This is a genomic window from Microbispora sp. KK1-11, from assembly GCF_006874435.1.
GTDB lineage: Bacteria > Actinomycetota > Actinomycetes > Streptosporangiales > Streptosporangiaceae > Microbispora > Microbispora catharanthi.
Window position 1 is genome coordinate 85,562 of the sequence record NZ_VIRJ01000005.1, and the last position, 16,219, is coordinate 101,780.

19 protein-coding genes are annotated in these 16,219 nt (G+C 70.5%); 8 read left to right on the forward strand and 11 right to left on the reverse strand.

Annotated features, from left to right (window positions below):
- The first annotated feature begins 83 nt into the window (after positions 1–83).
- The gene (locus FLW16_RS09570; RefSeq protein WP_260615109.1) at positions 84–722 is read left to right on the forward strand and encodes a LysE family translocator; all 639 of its coding nucleotides are present in this window, start codon (positions 84–86) and stop codon (positions 720–722) included.
- Positions 719–1,462 (forward strand): alpha/beta fold hydrolase, encoded by a 744-nt coding sequence (locus tag FLW16_RS09575; RefSeq protein ID WP_142559641.1) that lies wholly within the window; start codon positions 719–721, stop codon positions 1,460–1,462. Before FLW16_RS09570 ends, FLW16_RS09575 begins: the two co-directional genes overlap by 4 nt.
- A 289-nt stretch (positions 1,463–1,751) precedes the next feature.
- Here the strand turns inward: FLW16_RS09575 and FLW16_RS09580 are convergent, their stop codons facing one another.
- On the reverse strand, positions 1,752–2,375 hold the full coding sequence (locus FLW16_RS09580; RefSeq protein ID WP_142559642.1) for a TetR/AcrR family transcriptional regulator: 624 nt from the start codon (positions 2,373–2,375) through the stop codon (positions 1,752–1,754).
- An 89-nt stretch (positions 2,376–2,464) separates the two neighbouring features.
- Between FLW16_RS09580 and FLW16_RS09585 the strand changes: the two genes are divergently transcribed.
- Positions 2,465–3,946 (forward strand): MDR family MFS transporter, encoded by a 1,482-nt coding sequence (locus tag FLW16_RS09585; RefSeq protein WP_142559643.1) that lies wholly within the window; start codon positions 2,465–2,467, stop codon positions 3,944–3,946.
- Here the strand turns inward: FLW16_RS09585 and FLW16_RS09590 are convergent.
- The 3 genes from FLW16_RS09590 to FLW16_RS09600 form a co-directional block, all read right to left on the reverse strand.
- A complete protein-coding gene (locus FLW16_RS09590; RefSeq protein ID WP_142559644.1) occupies positions 3,943–4,764 on the reverse strand; it encodes a MerR family transcriptional regulator in 822 nt (273 codons plus the stop codon). The genes FLW16_RS09585 and FLW16_RS09590 overlap by 4 nt on opposite strands.
- Before the next feature lie 22 nt (positions 4,765–4,786).
- Positions 4,787–5,656: an alpha/beta fold hydrolase gene (locus tag FLW16_RS09595; RefSeq protein WP_142559645.1), complete on the reverse strand. Its 870-nt coding sequence runs from the start codon at positions 5,654–5,656 to the stop codon at positions 4,787–4,789.
- Positions 5,657–5,755: 99 nt separating this feature from the next.
- Complete coding sequence (locus FLW16_RS09600) at positions 5,756–6,454, reverse strand: S9 family peptidase (RefSeq protein ID WP_142559646.1); 699 nt, start codon at positions 6,452–6,454, stop codon at positions 5,756–5,758.
- A gap of 211 nt (positions 6,455–6,665) precedes the next feature.
- Between FLW16_RS09600 and FLW16_RS09605 the strand changes: the two genes are divergently transcribed.
- Both FLW16_RS09605 and FLW16_RS09610 read left to right on the forward strand, forming a co-directional pair.
- On the forward strand, positions 6,666–7,496 hold the full coding sequence (locus FLW16_RS09605; protein ID WP_142559647.1) for an MOSC domain-containing protein: 831 nt from the start codon (positions 6,666–6,668) through the stop codon (positions 7,494–7,496).
- A gap of 73 nt (positions 7,497–7,569) precedes the next feature.
- Positions 7,570–7,707, forward strand: a complete 138-nt coding sequence (locus tag FLW16_RS09610) for a hypothetical protein (RefSeq protein ID WP_221890973.1) — start codon at positions 7,570–7,572, stop codon at positions 7,705–7,707.
- 115 nt (positions 7,708–7,822) lie between these two features.
- Here the strand turns inward: FLW16_RS09610 and FLW16_RS09615 are convergent, their stop codons facing one another.
- From FLW16_RS09615 to FLW16_RS09635, 5 genes are all read right to left on the reverse strand, one after another.
- A complete protein-coding gene (locus tag FLW16_RS09615) occupies positions 7,823–8,803 on the reverse strand; it encodes an aldo/keto reductase (protein ID WP_142559648.1) in 981 nt (326 codons plus the stop codon).
- A complete protein-coding gene (locus FLW16_RS09620; RefSeq protein WP_142559649.1) occupies positions 8,800–9,177 on the reverse strand; it encodes a MerR family transcriptional regulator in 378 nt (125 codons plus the stop codon). Before FLW16_RS09620 ends, FLW16_RS09615 begins: the two co-directional genes overlap by 4 nt.
- A 60-nt stretch (positions 9,178–9,237) precedes the next feature.
- Positions 9,238–11,298 (reverse strand): cellulose binding domain-containing protein, encoded by a 2,061-nt coding sequence (locus FLW16_RS09625; protein WP_142559650.1) that lies wholly within the window; start codon positions 11,296–11,298, stop codon positions 9,238–9,240.
- A 157-nt stretch (positions 11,299–11,455) separates the two neighbouring features.
- Entirely contained in the window at positions 11,456–11,608 is a 153-nt protein-coding gene (locus FLW16_RS44415) for a hypothetical protein (protein ID WP_221890974.1), read from the reverse strand.
- Positions 11,609–11,848: 240 nt separating this feature from the next.
- Positions 11,849–13,378, reverse strand: a complete 1,530-nt coding sequence (locus FLW16_RS09635; RefSeq protein WP_142559651.1) for a DUF1349 domain-containing protein — start codon at positions 13,376–13,378, stop codon at positions 11,849–11,851.
- Between the two features lie 140 nt (positions 13,379–13,518).
- Here FLW16_RS09635 and FLW16_RS09640 point away from each other — a divergent pair, with 140 nt between their 5' ends.
- Genes FLW16_RS09640 through FLW16_RS09650 form a run of 3 tightly spaced genes read left to right on the forward strand, consistent with a single transcriptional unit; the run spans position 13,519 to position 15,435 of the window.
- Complete coding sequence (locus FLW16_RS09640) at positions 13,519–14,181, forward strand: response regulator transcription factor (RefSeq protein ID WP_142559652.1); 663 nt, start codon at positions 13,519–13,521, stop codon at positions 14,179–14,181.
- Positions 14,178–15,281 (forward strand): HAMP domain-containing sensor histidine kinase, encoded by a 1,104-nt coding sequence (locus tag FLW16_RS09645; RefSeq protein WP_142559653.1) that lies wholly within the window; start codon positions 14,178–14,180, stop codon positions 15,279–15,281. The genes FLW16_RS09640 and FLW16_RS09645 overlap by 4 nt, the downstream gene beginning before the upstream one ends.
- 7 nt (positions 15,282–15,288) lie before the next feature.
- Entirely contained in the window at positions 15,289–15,435 is a 147-nt protein-coding gene (locus tag FLW16_RS09650) for a hypothetical protein (protein WP_221890975.1), read from the forward strand.
- Positions 15,436–15,479: 44 nt separating this feature from the next.
- On the opposite strand, the gene FLW16_RS09655 is transcribed toward FLW16_RS09650, so the two are convergent.
- Complete coding sequence (locus tag FLW16_RS09655) at positions 15,480–15,704, reverse strand: hypothetical protein (RefSeq protein ID WP_142559654.1); 225 nt, start codon at positions 15,702–15,704, stop codon at positions 15,480–15,482.
- A gap of 38 nt (positions 15,705–15,742) precedes the next feature.
- On the reverse strand, positions 15,743–16,021 hold the full coding sequence (locus FLW16_RS44420; protein WP_221890976.1) for a hypothetical protein: 279 nt from the start codon (positions 16,019–16,021) through the stop codon (positions 15,743–15,745).
- Between the last annotated feature and the right edge of the window lie 198 nt (positions 16,022–16,219).

The window sequence follows — 16,219 nt, forward strand, 5'->3', positions numbered from 1 at the left end:
GTCACCCTTAGCCCGCGTCAGAGCGGTGCACGTGGTGGGGAAACGAGTTGCGGCGCTCGGATCCGGGCCGGGACGATGAGCGCGTGATCTGGCTAGCTTTCGTCGGTTCCTGTCTCCTGCTCGCGATGATCCCGGGTGTCAGCACCGCGGTGATCCTGCGGCAGACGCTCAGGGCCGGGCGCTCATCCGGAGTTGCCGCCCTCCTCGGCAACGAAACCGGCATTTTCCTGTGGGCGATGGCCGCCGTGTTCGGCCTGTCCGCGCTGGTCCTGGCCTCGGAGGTGGCCTACGGCGCGATGAAGGCGGTGGGCGCGGCGCTCCTGATCGTGATGGGCGTCCAGTCGCTGTGGAAGGCCCGGCGCGCGCCCGCGGCCCTCGACACGTCATTGCCCTACGACGGGGGCGAGGTGCGGACCGCGGGCGGATGGCGCCGCTCGTACGGTCTGGGGCTCGCCACGTGCGGCGCCAACCCCAAGGCCGCCGTGTTCGCGATGTCGTTCCTGCCGCAGTTCGTGCCCCAGGGCGCCCACGTGCCGTTGACGCTGACGATGCTCGCGGCGATCTGGGTGGTCGTGGACGTTGTCTGGTATGTCGGGGTGATCTGGCTGATCGGCCGGGCCGGCGCCGTGCTCGGCAGACCCGCGGTCCGCCGCCGTCTGGAACAGGTGTCGGGGACGGTCCTGGTCGCCCTCGGCGTCCGCGTCGCGCTGGAGGCCCGATGACGATCCGGCACGAGGAACGGGGCTCCGGTGAGCCCGTCGTCCTGCTGCATTCCAGCGTCGCAGACTCGGGCATGTGGGATCCCCAGTGGGAGCCGCTGGGGGAGCGGTTCCGCGTCATCCGGCTCGACTTCCGGGGGCACGGTCGCACGCCGTTCGCCGCGGAGGGGCCGTACTCGGACGCCGGCGACGTCGCCGACCTGCTCGCGGCGCTCGGGCTGCGCCGGGTCGGGCTCGTCGGATCGTCGTACGGCGGGCGTGTCGCGCTGGAGCTCGCGACCGGCCATCCCGACCTCGTCTCGCGGCTCGTACTGCTGAACGCGGGCTGCGGCCTGCCTTCGACCCCCGACCTTGAGGAGTTCGGGGGAGAGGAGGACCGGCTGATCGAGGCGGGCGACGTCGGGGGAGCGGTGGACCTCAACGTCCGCACGTGGCTGGGTCCGGAGGCGGACGAGGCGGCCAGGGTGCGGCTGGCGGCGATGCAGCGGCACGCGTTCGAGGTGCAACTGGCCGCCGATCCGCAGCCGGAGCGGCGGAGGGAAGCGATCGACCTGGCGGTGGTCACCGCGCCCACGCTGGTGGTCACGGGCGGCCACGACCTGGCGTACTTCCGGGAGAGCGGGCGTCACATAGCGGAGGCGCTTCCGGACGCGACACTGCTCGACCTCGACTGGGCCGGTCACCTGCCGAGCCTGGAGCGCCCCGCCGAGGTCACCCGCCTGCTGACCGAGTTCCTTTCCTGATCTACTTTGTAAAGGCGCCGAATCGGTGCAAGATCAAATATGAAGCCATAAAAGCAAAGCGCCGAGGCAACCCGGGCAGGCTCCCCATGCGGTACGGATGACCCAACGCTGCCTCGCAGCACGCCGCTGTCTGCCCCGGCCTGCTGCATAGCTCCATATCCGTGCCGAGGAGAGTCCGGGCGCGCAGGTCCTGCGCAACCTCGGCTTCACTTCGGACGAGCTGCACGAGACGGTCAAGGCCGAGATCACCAAGCGGTCCGCCGCGCGACAAGTAGCAACGCGCTACGGGTCACGTCGTACGCCGGTGCCGTTCGATCCGGGCGAGGGGGAGGAAGAGCTCGTCGATGATCGACTGGATGCGTGCGGGCTTCAGGGGTTCGAGGTCCATGAGCAGGTCGTGGCGCACCAGGTCGAACGGCATGGCGAGCACCGCGGGAGGGATCCGTTCCAGGTCGATCTCGCCGCGGTCGTGGGCGCGCTGGTAGATGGTCCGGACGCGCGAAAGCGGTTGGTCGCCCAGGACGCGGTCGCGCACCTGGGAGGGGGTGAGCCCGGTGTCGGCCAGTAACCCCGAGAACGCGGTGGCCGCAGCGATGGCGAAGAAGGCGGCGCGGGCCTCGCCCATGCCGGTCAGTGCGGCGAGCAGGTCGCCGCGCAGGGTGCCGGTGTCGGGGACGTCGACCGGGTGGCTGTTCCGGTAGTGCTCGAGTGCAGCGAGCACGAGCTGGTCCTTGTTGGCCCAGCGGCGGTACAGCACGGCGATGCCGGTGCCGGCGCGGGAGGCGACGGACTCCATTGTCAGCTTCGCGAAGCCGACCTCGACCAGCTCGTCCCAGGCTGCGTCCAGCAACGCGGCCTCGAGCTCGGGCCCGCGTCGGCGTCGGCGAGAGGGCTCGGCGGCGGATGGGGTCACGGCCCCACTATAAGGAAGGTTTGCATTCCCTAGCAAGGCGTCCTACTCTCCTAAGAGATGGATTCCACTCTTATTGTGGGGGCAGGGCGATGACAGAGACCACCGGGGCGAAGCTCTCGCCGCAGGTGAAGAACGCGCTGATCGCGCTGGTCGTGGGCGGGATCGCAGCGATCCTCGACTCGACGATGGTGACGCTGGCGATCCACACGCTGGTGGTGAAGCTGCACTCGACCGCCGACACGATTCAGTGGGTCACCACCGGCTTCCTGCTGGCGATGGCCGTCGCGATCCCGGTCACCGGGTGGGCTGAGCGCCGCTGGGGCGGCAAGCGGGTCTGGATGGCCGCGCTGGTGCTGTTCGTGCTCGCCTCGGTGCTGTGCGCGGTGGCGTGGAACGACGCAAGCCTGATCGGCTTCCGGGTGCTGCAGGGCTTCGGTGCGGGGCTGATCTTCCCGCTGATGCAGACGCTCGCGGTGAGAGCTGCGGGCGGGCGTGTCGGCAGCCGGCTGATGGCGGCCGTCAGCCTGCCGATCGCGCTTGGCCCGATCCTCGGCCCGGTGATCGGCGGCGTGATCCTGAACTGGCTGAGCTGGCGCTGGCTGTTCCTCATCAACGTGCCCGTGATCGCCGTCGGGCTGCTGCTGGCGTGGCGGTTCCTGCCCGCCGAGCGCCCCGGCTCCTCGGCCGGGCGCGGGCGCCTGGACTGGATCGGCCTGGCGCTGCTCGCGCCGGCGCTGACGGGGATCCTGCTCGGGCTCTCGGAGTTGTCCGAGGACGGCGGGATCGGCCACGCCGGGGTGCTGGTGCCGCTGTCGGCCGGGGTCGCCCTGCTGGCCGCGTTCGTCGCCTGGGCGTCACGGCCTGGCGGGCGCGAGCCGATCGTCGACGTGCGGCTGCTGCGCGTGCGCTCGCTCGGCAGTGCCTCCGCGGTCCTGTTCACCGCAGGCGCGGCGATGTACGCCGGCATGTTCCTGCTGCCGCTGTACTACCAGCAACTGCGGGGCGACAGCGTGCTGGATGCCGGGCTGCTGATGATCCCGCAGGGTATGGGAGCGCTCGCCTCGCGCTTCGTGATCGGCAAGCTGGTCGACCGGTTCGGGGCGCGCGCCGTGACGATCGCCGCCTTCCTGCTCGCCGCCGTCGCCACCGTCCCGTTCGCGCTTGCCGGGCCGGGCACGAGCCTGTGGTGGCTGGGAGCCGTGCTGCTGGTTCGCGGTCTGGGTATCGGGGCGGTGCTGATCCCGCCGATGTCCATCGCCTACCAGGACATCCAACCGGCGGGCATCCCGCACGCCACCATGAACACCCGCATCGTCCAGCAGGTGGGCGCCTCGTTCGGCACCGCGATCGTGGCCGTCGTCCTGCAGTCGCTCCTCGGCCACGGCGCCACCGGTGCCTTCCAGTGCGCGTTCTGGTGGGCGATCGGCATCGCCATCGCCGCGGTCATCCCCGCCATCGCTCTCCCGGCCAATAGGCCGACGAGCCACGTACCGGCCGCAGAGCCGGTGCACAGCGACGAGAGCGCGAGCACCCGGGTGGCGGAGCGGCAACCGAACGGCCAGTGGCGTTAGCACGGTGTCTTCCTGCCCGCACTGGCACTACCGGGGAGCCGAACCGGGTCTGGGGATACGCGTACGAGCTTGGTCCAGCCCGTCCAGCCTCGCTGCTTCAGCAGCTCGATCAGCCGACGCGCCGGCGGCACAGTGTCGAACACCAGCCTGTCCATCAGCATGACAAGCGGTGCCTCGATATCGGTGTCGTCGACATAGTCCTCGCCCCGCTCGTCGGCCATACGCGTGATGTAGGCGGCCAGCTTGTCGGCCAGCTCGACCAGCCGCGGGTCGTCGTCGGCCCGGTCGAGAGCCTGGCTCAGGGTGAGGTAGAAGTCGACGAGCCGCGGGTCGTCGATCTGCTCCCGCTTGCGCGCCATCCACTCCGGAACTCGTGCGGGTGAGTGCGCGGCCAGCGGGATCCAGCCGTCCCGCTCGGCCTGGACGATCCGCTCGTCGACCCCGAGCGCCCGCAGCCGGTCGAGATACTCGACCACCTCCGGAGGCAGCGCCAGGCTGTCCCCGGAGGCGAGGCGGGCGATTCGCTCGCGGTGCCGCTGCCGTTCCCGGATCTCCGCCCGCAGCCGACTGTCGATGTCCGCGACCGCCGCGGCGAACTCCGCCTCGCCGGCCCGCAGCAGCTCTCGCACCCGCGCCAGCGGGACGCCGGCCTCGGCGAGGGTTCGGATTTTGATCAGCTCGATCACGGCGCCCGCGTCGTATCTGCGGTAGCCGGAGTGGTCCCGCTCCGGCTCCGGCAGCAGCCCCTTGGCGTGGTAGTGCCGCACCGCGCGCACCGTCACTCCGGCGTAGGACGCCAGCTCGCCGATGGTCAGCATCAGACCAGTCTCCAGGAGTTGCTCACGAGGTCGCCCGGCGGGCTGGGCCTTCTGCACCATGAATGATCTGGGCGATTTCCGGGGCGTGGGTGAAGACCAGCTGGTGGTCGGCGTCGAGCCATGTGGTGGTGATGTCCGGGTGCTCGCGGACGAGCCGCTCGACGCCGGCACGCCAGGTCTGGTTGAACTGCGGCGCGTGCCCTTCGCCGCTGTCGCCGGCCATCGAGGCCGACATGATCATTCTGATGGGCCGGTTGATTCTTCTGTACCGATCGAGGATCTCGGACCGAACCACATCGATCTCGAGGTTCAGGTCGAGAATCTCCTGGCCGGTGAGCAACACCTGACGCGCGGTGCCCCGCTCGTCCTCCTGCCGCGCCGCCAGATTTTCCCACATGGCGCGGAACTCCGGCAGGACGGCCTTGGTGATGAACGGTTCGGGCACCGGGTTCGCCCCGTCGATGAGAACAAGCTCGGCGATGGTGTCAGGATGCTCGGAGGCATAGTGCACGGCCAGGTCGGCGCCCAGCGAGTAGCCCACCAGCGCGGGGGCCGCGGGCAGGCCGAGGTTTCCCAGCTCGGCCATCACCGCGACGAGGTCGCCGAGGAAGGCCTCGAAGGAGTACCGGTCGGCGGCCGAGGCGAGGCCGTGTCCCCGGAGGTCGAAGGTCACCACGTCGTAGTCGCGCCGCAGCAGCTCGGTGAGCTCGTGTAGGCCGGCCTGTGTCGAGTTGAGCCCCGGGCACAGGACCAGCGGTGGTCCCTGGCCGTCGCGAGACACCGGGATCGTGACGCCGTCGTGGTGGATCGTGAAGTGCCGCATCGTCCTGTCGCCTCTCCCGGTCCGCTCTCCCTCTTCGTCGTGCTCGCCCGCACTGGTTTTCGTGGTCATGCCGCCATGCTGGGAGATTGACCCAGCGTCAGGGTCAAGCGGCGCGGCGACATGACGTCCGCACACTCGCGGCCGCCGGTTTCCGGCCCACGACCTGAATCACCTCAAGGTGCGGGTGAGGAAGGCGGCCAGCGTGCGGTCGTAGCGCTCGCGGTCGGTGTTCCAGATCTCGGAATGGCCGGCGCCGGGAAACTCCTCGTACTGGATCGGCCAGTTCATCGCGTTCGACGCCTTGGCCAGCTCACGCGCCGTCTCCACCGGGTGCTCCTTGTCGGCGTCGCCCATGAGCAGCAGCGTGGGCGGCTTCACCCGCGGCGGGTGGCCGAGCAGGTCGATCGCGGCGATGTCGAAGCCGCCGCGCCAGTCGATGACCTGCTCCATGATCGGCAGCATGAACGACGGCATGTGCATCTGGGCAGCGGCGAACTCGCCGGTACGCCGGCTGCTGATCTCCGGGTTCTCCAGCACGGCGGCCGAGGCCAGGTCCGCCAGGGGAGAGCGGGTGAGCAGCTGTTCGACGATCGCGCCGCCCATCGAGCCTCCGTAGAGCACGATATGGCTGGCGCCCATGGACCGCGCCGTGCGTATCGCGGCCTCCAGGTCACGCCACTCCGACTCGCCCTGGTGCAGGAATCCGTCCGGGACGCGGGCGCGCCAAGGTCGTTGCGGTAGGTGATGTCGAGCACCGGCATGCCGACCCGGTGCATGGTGGCGATGGCGTGCAGGCTGGAGTTGCGGTAGGCGTTGCTGCCGTGCACGGTGATCGCCCAGGTGTCGCCGCGCGCGGGCACGTACCATGCGGGCGCGTCGCCCAACTCGGTCCGCACCGTGATCTCCGTGAAGTCGAGGCCGAGCGCCGTCTTCGGGAGGACGCGGCGTGGCCGCGGGAGCATTTCGGGCCGTGGCTGAGGTGGTGGCTGCGCGGCACGTCGCCGGGAGGGCGATGTGACGGCGCAACGGCCGGAGCTCACGGCTTTCGAGGAGTGATTCTCGGACGTACGCTGGCGAAATGGAGCTGGCCGAGATCCGTAGATATCCGGTCAAGTCGGTCTCTGGGGTGATTGTTGATTCGGCCGTCGTGGAGCCGTGGGGGCTGGCGGGGGATCGCCGGTGGGCCGTGGTGGACGAATCGGGCAACCTGCACTGGGTCGGGGAGAATCCGCGGCTGCTCTCCGTCGTGGCCGCCCCCACCGCCGAGGGCGGCCTCCTGCTTGAGGCTCCCGGTCTGCCGCAGCTGAAGGTCCCCCCGGCCACCGGTGAGCACGTCCCCGTCCACTTCGTGGAAGTGGACACGGTGGTCCTCGCCCATCCGGAGGCCCACGCCTGGTTCACCCGCCTATTGGGGAAACCGGCCCGCCTCGTCTGGCTCGACGACCCCCGCCGCTGCGCCGTCCCGGCCTCCCACGGCGGCCTCCCCGGCGACGTCGTCAGCCTGGCCGGGGACGCCCCCTTCCTGCTGACCTCCCGTTCCTCCCTCCGCCGGCTCGACGACTGGATCACCGAGGGCGCCCTCGAACGTCAGGAGGAGGTCCCCGGCCCCCTCGACATGGCCCGCTTCCGCCCCAACCTCGTCGTGGACGGCTTCGCCCCCTACGCCGAGGACACCTGGCGCGAGATCCGCATCGGCGCGCTCCGCTTCCGCATGTCCGAGCTCTGCGACCGCTGCGCTGTGCCCACCTACGACCCCACCACCTTGGAGAAGGGCAAGGAACCCCTCCGCGCCCTGGCACGCCACCGCCGCTGGGACGGCAAGACCTGGTTCGGTGTTCGCTTCGTCCCTCGCGACTACGGCGAGATCCAGGTCGGCGACCCGGTGACCGTCCTCGCCGCCGAGCCCTGACGATCTTAGAGGAGGCCTTCGAGGCGGCTGAGCTGAGTGGCGTGTCACGGCTCCAGATGGGTGAGGTTGAGCTGTGCCAGCCGGTCGGTACGACGACAAGGCGCTCGCCACGCTCATCATGGCCATCGGCCAGGTCTGCTTCTTCCTCCCCCTGGCTCTCATCGGCAAGCCGCTGCCGGGTGTGTCGCCGGCGGAGCAGTGGAGGCCGTAACACCCATACCTGGTGCCGGATAGCCGTGCAGTGAGGGCGGCTTTCCGAGGATCAGGCGGACCGCCGCGAAGCGGCGGAGCCCGGCACGAGGTTCGTGCCGGGCTCCCGGGCCCGTTCAGTGGTTGACGGTGCTCATCCCGGCCGGGTTGTACCGGTCGCCTGCGACCTGACCGGCGAGGGAGTCGAGCGCGTCGAGGTGCTCCGGCTCGAACTTGATCTCGAGGGCGGCGGCGTTCTCCTCCAGCCGGGTGACCCGCTTGGTGCCGGGGATCGGCACGACGTCGTCCCCGCCTCTGGTCAGCACCCAGGCGAGGGCCACCTGCGCCGGGGTCGCGCCGAGCGCGGCGGCGATCTCGCCGACCTTGGCCACCAAGGCCTGGTTCGCGGCGAAGTTGTCGCCCTGCCAGCGGGGGTTGTGGTGACGGAAGTCGTCACCGGACAGCTCCCCGGTGTTCGCGATCGCACCGGTCAGGAGGCCGCGGCCGAGGGGGCTGTAGGCGACCAGGCCGACGCCGAGCTCCCGGAGCGTGGGCAGCAGCTCGTTCTCGATGTCCCGGGTGAACAGGGAGTACTCGTACTGTCCCGCGGTGACGGGGTGGACGGCGTGAGCCCGGCGCACGGTGGCGGGCGCGGCCTCGGAGATGCCGAGGTGGCGGACCTTCCCGGCCTCGACCAGTTCCTTCATGGCGCCCCAGGTCTCCTCGACGGGGACGCCGGGGTCGACACGGTGCTGGTAGTACAGGTCGATGTGGTCCACCCCGAGCCGTTGCAGTGAGGCGTCGCAGCAGCGGCGCACGTAGTCGGGGTGGCCGTTGACGCCCACACGGGTGCCGTCGGGCAGGCGCTCGATGCCGAACTTGGTCGCCAGCACCACCTGGTCGCGCCGGTCGGCGACGGCCTTGCCGACAAGCCTTTCGTTGGTGAACGGTCCATACATGTCGGAGGTGTCGAGGAGGGTGATCCCCAGGTCGAGCGCGCGGTGAAGGGTCCGGATCGACTCGGACTCGTCGCCCGGACCGTAGAAGTCGCTCATCCCCATGCAGCCCAGGCCGAGCGCCGAGGTACGAAGGCCCTGGCCGAGCGTGTGCTGCTTCATTCTTCTCCCATGATTCTGCGGCTGTAGAGGTCGATTTTGTAGTCGACGATCTCGAGATCGCCGCGGAGCTGCTCGATCTTGGCGATCACGTCGGCCCGGTGGGCCTCGAGCAGCTCCTTGCGGGCCACGTAGGTGTCCCGGCCCCTTCGGACGAGTTCGGCGTATCGGCGCATCGCGGCGATGGGCATGCCGCTCGCCCGCAGGCGGGTGAGCAGCCCGATCCAGTCGGCGTCCCGCTCGGTGTAGCGCCGGTGGCCGTTGTCGCCGCGCGGCGGCGGCTCCAGCATGAGGCCGGTGCGTTCGTAGTAGCGCAGCGTGTGGGCGGTGAGGCCGGTACGCTGCGCTACCTGCGCGATGGTCATGCCCTCGTCCATGGGGACCAGTCTGGGAGTTAGAGCGCGCTCTAAGTCAAGTTCGAGACCATCGGGCGTGGCTCATTGGGCGGTGCACAGGGTGCCGTTCAGGGTGAAGGCGGTCGGCAACACGTTGGGGCCGCTGTAGGCGCCGACGAAGCCGATGGAGGTGCTCGCGCCGGGTGCGAGCTTACCGTTGTCCGGGGTGCTGGTGACGGTCACCGCGGTCCCATTCTGCGTCCAGTTGGCGCTCCATCCGCTGCTGACGCTCTGCCACCCGGTGGGCCAGGTGAAGTGGAGCGTCCAGCCGTCGACGGCGGCCGTGCCGGTGTTGGTGACGTCCACGGTGGCGACGAACCCGCTGCCCCAGTCGCTGGTGTCCTTCAGGCGTACCGCGCAGGAGCTCTTGCCGGGGGTGCCGGTGGTGAAGGTGAGCGGCGCGGAGGCCCAGGAGACGCGGCCGGCGGTGTCGCGGGCGATGACGTTGACCGTGTAACGGGTGCCGGGGACGAGGTTGCGGACCGTGAAGGAGGTGCCGGAGGTTTCGCCGAGCTGTTCGGTGACGGCGCCGTTCTGACGGTGGATCTCGTACTTGGCGATGGGGCTCGCGCTGGGGGCGGCGGCGGGCCAGGAGATGGTGGCGGTCTTGTCGGTGACGTCGCTCGCGGTGGGCTGCCCGGGGGCGGCGGGAGCGCCCGTGGTGGCGGTGGCGGGGTGCAGCACCAGCGTGGTCAGCGAGTACGGCGGGAGGGTCTGGGTGGTGGCGGTGCCGCCGTGGCCGGTGCTGACCGAGGTGGCGCCGTTGGTGAGGGTCTGCACCGTGGGCGCTTCGCCGGCGGGGGTGAACCCGTCGTAGTCGATCTTCACCTGGTGTTCGCCGTCCGGGTCGCGGTTGATCAGCAGGACGGCGAGGTCGCCGTTGGGGCGGCGGGCGGCGTGCGCGGCGACCAGCGGTTCGTCGGTGGCCGCGCGGACGAACCGGTCGCCGGGGCGTGCGAACGCGCTGATCATGGAAAGCGCGTGGTACGGAGCGAAGGGCGTGTTCAGCGGGGGTTCGCAGGTGTCGCCCGAGCAAGCGCCGCTGGACAGCATGCCGAAGTCGCCGTAGTCGGTCTGACCGGCGACGGTGCTGACGGTGCCGATGCCGTTGTGGACGTTCCACCAGTCGACGGTGAACACGCCCTGCTCCATGAGGCCGGCGTAGGCGTCGGCGGCGAACAGCGCGCCCGGCTGGGTGTTCGGCGCGATCCCGCTGTTGATCTCGGTCATCGCGATGCCGATGTCGCCGGCGCGGGCGCCCGCGTGCTTGGCGATCTGCTTGCGGACCAGGTAGAGCATGTCGGGGATGTGGGCGGTCTTGGTGAGGACGTCGGCCACGTCGTTGTGCGCGGGATACCAGTGCAGGATGACGAAGTCGATCTTCGAGGCGGCGACCGACAGGACGGTGTCGTTCCAGGTGGCCTGGTCGCCGTCGGCGACGATGCCGTCGGGCCAGTTGGCCGGGGTGGTCAGCACCGCGCCGATCTTGATGGTCGGGTCGACGGCCTTCATGGCGTCCGCGTACTGCACGAGGTTCCTGGCGTACTCGGCGGGGCTCTTGTCGGCGTGGTCGTCGGCCTCCCAGTCGGCCCCGTAGTGGCCGTTGCCGTAGTTCTCGTTGCCGATCTCCCAGTACTTCACGCCGTACTTCTTGGTGACGTTGGCGTACTCGACCCAGCCGGCGGCCTCCTCGGCGCTGCCGGTGCCGTAGTTGGCGATGACCAGAGGCTGTGCGCCGGTGCGCTGCGCCGCGTGCATGAAGGTGTCGAAGTCGGTGCCGGGGGCGACGTAGCCGCCCGGGGCCGTGTGGGTCTTCCAGTGGTAGATGTCGGCGTACGACCCGCCCGGATAGCGCAGCATCTTCACACCGGCGGCCTTGAGAAGGTCGGCGGTCTCGTTCGTGCCGAGATTGCTGTCCCAGATCGCATGGTTGGCGCCCACAGCCGTGTCGGACGCGGCGGCCAGGCCCGCGCGGGTGTTGACGGTGACGTTGACAGGCGCGGTGTCGGCGGTGGCGGCGGGTACGCCGGTGAGGACCTGGGCGGCCACCGCTGCGCCCGTGAGGAGTGCGATGGCCGGCCTGGCGATGCGCAGGGTGCTCATTACGTCCCTTTTCTGGAGGATCTTGCCCCGGTGATGGTGATCAGGACGTATGGAGCGGTCAAGCAGAAGCCCCCCGTCGGGGCCCTGAGCTGCGGCAGAGTTAGGCGGGTCGTGCAACTTTCATCCAGAATGCCACAGCGGGCGGGCGCGGCCGGGATCACGTGACCAGGCGCAGCCAGGCGGCCGCGAGTGCGGCGTGCCCGGCCAGTGTCGGGTGCACGCCGTACGTGCCGGCGAGTTCGCGCACGACCTGGATTTTCGGGTCCAGGTCGGCGCGCCACTCCTTCCGCTCCTCTACACCGACGTGCACGTCGCCGACCTCGACGAGGCCGCGGATCGGCAGGAGGAACGGCTCGATGAGGATCAGCTCCGTGCCCGCCTCGGCGAGGGGCGTCAGCAGGCGGTCGTAATCGGCAGCGTACGGGCCTCGCTCCGCCTGGAGACGGGTGACCCGGCCGGCGCGGAGGAGGCGCTGGAGAAGGCCTACGCGTGGGAAGTCGGCCGTGAACGAACTCGACCCGGCCCGGCTGCGCCGGGAACTCAGGGCGGCTCACCCGGATTCCGGATGAGCCGGCCGGGCGTGTACGGCTGTCGCCGCCACGAGGGCGAGGGCGGCGTATCCGCAGGTCACGGTCAGCCCCGCCCAGGGCGGAAGCGGGTAGTAGCCCCCGAGCAGTGACGGGCCGACGTCGACATGTGCGAACGTGGGGACGCTCTGCGTAATCGCGAACCCGGCGGCAGGGGTGATCGTCAGCAGCCATGACGCCCAGCCCGCGGTCGCCAGCAGGTAGGGCACGACGACCAGCGCGACGGCCATGCCGACGGCGAGGACGGCCCGCTTGACCAGCGCGGCGAGGCCCAGAGCCAGCACGGCGGCGGCCGCGGCCAGCGCCGCGAAGCCGACGATCACCCGGAGCTCGGTACCCGGGGTGATCGGCTGGACCGGGTTCTGATCGGCACGCAGTATCGCCAGGCCGACGGGGACCACGACCCCCGAGGTCACCAGCCCCGCCGCGCCCGCGACCGCGCCGACCACCATGGCCTTGGCCGCCAGCAGCCGCGCCGGACGCGGCGCGGCCGGGCCGGTCCTGGTCAGAGCGCGCCGTTGTCCGGTTGTGAAGAACGTGACCGCCACCACGAGCATCGGGATCAGCCCCACGGCCCCGCCGATCAGCAGGAGGTCGGCGCGTATGCCGCCCTCCATCGTGGCGGGCCCGATGTCGCCGTTCCCGGTCACGATGAGCTTGTCGCCGGACTCGACTACCCCGCCGGGGTGGTGTGGGGTCCTGCCGTCGGACTCCATGCCGACGCCGACGTCGTCGCGGCGCCACGAACCGTTCGCGCCCTGCAGCGTTATCCGGTCGAAGGTGGCGGTGACCTGGGAGAAGGCTTTCGCCATGTCCCACAACACGCCTGGCGAGGTGGCGAACAGCCCGATCTCGACCGTCTCCGGCAGCCCGGTCAGTGTGACCGTGCCGACCTCGGTCCACGTCCTGCCGTCGTCCGACTCCTCGCCGGTGACGGTGTCGCCCGACCTGGTCAGCCGAAGCCACTGCGGGCCGTTGTGAGGACCGCCGGCCACGTCGTGGATGTAGTTGTGCTGCATCCGCACGCCGTGATACCCGGTGAGCATGACGGCGGCGTACGGTGTGCCCTGCTTGAGGCTCTGCCTGACGAGGAGTCCAGCCTTCGCCCACGGCACCACCCCCTTCTCGATGTTGCGCACCCCGGGCACGGCGTCCGGCCGCCGGATCTGCCCGGTCATGTCCGACACACGGGCGGTGATGCTGCCGTTCCCCTTGAGCGGCTGGTGCACGAAGTAGTACCTGTCCCTGACCGCCGTGCCGTCGGGTCCCACCAGGGGCGCGGGGCAGGGGCCCTCGCCCTTCCCGGTAACGCACGTGCTGCGTACGCCGCCGGCGATCAGCAGTCCGAGCGACACGGCGACCAGCACGGAGGCCGCCACGGCGAGCACCCGGCCGCGCGCGGTGCGGAACCTGGTCCACTCCGCGTGCAGCACTCGGCGGAAGCCGTCCTGCCCGGCCGGTCGGCCGGATCGATGAGGCGTGAATGGATTCATGCCGACGGTTGTAGGGGGCGCCCGGTTTCAGCCCGGTCGCAGCGGCTGCGACCCGGCTGCGACCGGGGATCTGACATTGTGGCGGACATGGCACCTGAACCCGGCCGCCCCGCCCGCACGACGGCCGGCGGTGAGCGGCGGTGAGGGTCCTCGTCGTCGAGGACTTCGAGGTCCTCGCCCGCTCCATCGGAACCGGGCTGCGCCGCGAGGGCATGGCGGTCGACGTCGTCCTGGACGGAACCGCCGCCCTGGACCGCCTGGCCGTCACCCGCTACGACGTGGTGATCCTCGACCGCGACCTGCCCGGCGTCCACGGGGACGAGATCTGCCGGCGACTCGCCCACGGCCGCTGCCAGACCCGCGTACTGATGCTCACCGCCTCCGGCACGATCGAAGACCGTGTCGACGGGCTCAGCCTCGGCGCCGACGACTACCTGCCCAAGCCTTTCGCGTTCGCCGAACTGGTCGCGCGCGTCCGCGCCCTGGCTCGCCGCGCCACCCCGCCGCTACCGCCCACCCTGGCGTGCGGGGACATCACCCTCGATCCCGCCCGCCGTCTCGCGTTCCGGGCCGGCCGGCGCCTCGAGCTGAGCCCGCGGGAGTTCGCCCTGCTCGAATGCCTGCTCGCCGTGCCCGGCCTGGTCATCTCCGCCGAAGAACTGCTCGAGCGCGTCTGGGACGAGGCCGCCGACCCCTTCAGCAGCGCCGTCAAGCACACCATGCACCGGTTGCGGGCCAAGCTCGGCGACCCGCCCGTCATCGAGACGATCCGCGAAGGCGGCTACCGCATCGGACCGTCATGACCTCCCCGCAACTCGCCAGAAGGTCCTTACAGAAGCGGCTCGCGCTCGCCTACGCGGCGGGCATCTACGCGGCCGGGGCCTTGGTGCTCGTATTCGTCGACCTCCCGCTCGCCAGCGTCCAGGCAGCCAGACCCGGGGGCCACCACTCATCGAGTGCGATCACCGATACCGGGCCCGGGATCAGCCTGCCCCAGCTCCTCGCGGGATCCGCCGTCGCCCTGGTCGTTCTGATTCCCGTCGCCCTGGCTCTCGGCTGGTACGTCGCCGGCCGGTTCCTGCACCCGCTGCGCGCCATCACCGCCACCGCCAGGATGATCTCCGCCGGAAACCTCCACCGGCGCCTCGACCTCGGCGAGCCCACGGACGAGCTGACCGAACTCGGCCACACCCTGGACGACCTGTTCGCCCGCCTTGAAGCCTCCTTCGACGCCCAGCGCCACTTCGTCGCCAACGCCTCCCACGAGCTGCGCACTCCTCTCGCAGGCCTGCGTACCCTCCTTGAAGTCACCCTCGCCGACCCCGACGCCGACGCCGACACCCTGCGCTCGGCCTGTCAGGAGGCTCTCGCTCTGGGCGGGCACCAGGAGCGGCTCGTACACGCACTGCTCGCCCTGGCCACCAGCGAGCGCGGCGTCACCCGCTGGGAGACCCTCGACCTCGCCCACGTCGTCGAAGGAGTGCTCGCCTCCCGCCGCGACCACGCGAAGGAGGCAGGTGTCGACGTCGCCGAGCACCTGACGCCCGCGGTGACGACCGGGGACCCGAGACTGATCGAAAGCCTCGTCGCCAACCTCATCGACAACGCCATCCGCCACAACCACGCGGACGGGCACGTGAAGGTAATCACGCAGACCTCGGGCACGCAGGCGGCCCTTACGGTCGCCAACAGCGGGCCAGTCGTCCCCGGCGACCAGATCCAGCGCCTCTTCCACCCCTTCCAGAAACTGGCGCCAGAACGTCACGGCCGCCGCGACGGCTACGGCCTCGGCCTGGCCATCGTCGCCGCCGTCACCCAAGCCCACCACGCCACCCTCACCACCAGCGCACGCCCCGAAGGCGGCCTGTCCATCACCGTGCGGTTCGCGCACGATCACCCCTGAGTAGGGGGTGACCCTGCTCGGCGACGACGCCCACTTCATGCCCCCGTCCGGCGAAGGCGCCAACCTGGCCATGTACGACGGCGCCGAACTCGGCATCATGTTCGGCGACGACGCACCTCACCGCCTGATCGACATGTTCACCGGACGCGAGTAGCCCCGACCAGAGGTACCGGTGTCGCCGACAGCCCGGCAGGACTGTCAGGTACGACCCGAGACGCCGTGCATGAGGGTGTCGATCACCTTCGTGGCCAGCGCGCCGGGGCCGGAGCCCGGGAGCGCGGAGTGCGCGGCCTCCCCCAGCAGCGCAAGGTAGACCTGCCTGGCCCACACGGTGTCGGCGTCGGGGCCCAGCAGCTTGCCGAAGACCGCCTCGCACACCTTCATCACCTCGGCCTGCACGGCCTGGGCCTGGCGTGCTGACACGCCCGGCATGACACGCTCGCCAGGCCCGCATCGAAGGGTCAGGCGGCCCGCAGTGGTGTGGCGGGGAAGGGCACGCCGGTGACGCCGTGGCCGCGCAGCAGTTCCGCGTGGTCGAAAGTGAGCATGATCTGGGCGGAGTTTGGCCTGGCAGTAGGCCTGCACACCGTCCAGTGGCGCTCCAGCAGCACGTGGTCGAAGTCCAGGGGTGACTGTCCGGCGGAGCTGACGTTGACGATCCTGGCGGGGGCCGGGTGCGTCGTGGTCGAACGCGTGGCGGCGGTGCGGACCAGCAGCGGGGTGAGCAGGCAACTGAGCATGTAGGTGGCCAGGTAGTCGACCTGGAAGGTCAGCTCCAGGCCGTCGGCGCTGCGCAGGGGGGTCGTCTCGACGCCGAACCCGGCGTTGTTGAACCAGTACGTCCAGCCGGTCCCGGTCGGCCAGGGCGCGGATCTGGTCGATGGAGGCGAAGTCGGCGGCAGCCCCAGGGCCGGGAGCCAGCGCCCGCCCAGGGCGGG

Coding starts and splice junctions, on each gene's coding strand:
- FLW16_RS09575 (WP_142559641.1), top strand. CDS start 719: ATGACGATCCGGCACGAGGAACGGGGCTCCGGTGAGCCCGTCGTCCTG.
- FLW16_RS09585 (WP_142559643.1), top strand. CDS start 2,465: ATGACAGAGACCACCGGGGCGAAGCTCTCGCCGCAGGTGAAGAACGCG.
- FLW16_RS09590 (WP_142559644.1), bottom strand. CDS start 4,764: ATGCTGACCATCGGCGAGCTGGCGTCCTACGCCGGAGTGACGGTGCGC.
- FLW16_RS09595 (WP_142559645.1), bottom strand. CDS start 5,656: ATGACCACGAAAACCAGTGCGGGCGAGCACGACGAAGAGGGAGAGCGG.
- FLW16_RS09600 (WP_142559646.1), bottom strand. CDS start 6,454: ATGGTACGTGCCCGCGCGCGGCGACACCTGGGCGATCACCGTGCACGG.
- FLW16_RS09605 (WP_142559647.1), top strand. CDS start 6,666: ATGGAGCTGGCCGAGATCCGTAGATATCCGGTCAAGTCGGTCTCTGGG.
- FLW16_RS09615 (WP_142559648.1), bottom strand. CDS start 8,803: ATGAAGCAGCACACGCTCGGCCAGGGCCTTCGTACCTCGGCGCTCGGC.
- FLW16_RS09620 (WP_142559649.1), bottom strand. CDS start 9,177: ATGGACGAGGGCATGACCATCGCGCAGGTAGCGCAGCGTACCGGCCTC.
- FLW16_RS09625 (WP_142559650.1), bottom strand. CDS start 11,298: ATGAGCACCCTGCGCATCGCCAGGCCGGCCATCGCACTCCTCACGGGC.
- FLW16_RS09635 (WP_142559651.1), bottom strand. CDS start 13,378: ATGAATCCATTCACGCCTCATCGATCCGGCCGACCGGCCGGGCAGGAC.
- FLW16_RS09645 (WP_142559653.1), top strand. CDS start 14,178: ATGACCTCCCCGCAACTCGCCAGAAGGTCCTTACAGAAGCGGCTCGCG.
- FLW16_RS44420 (WP_221890976.1), bottom strand. CDS start 16,021: ATGCTCAGTTGCCTGCTCACCCCGCTGCTGGTCCGCACCGCCGCCACG.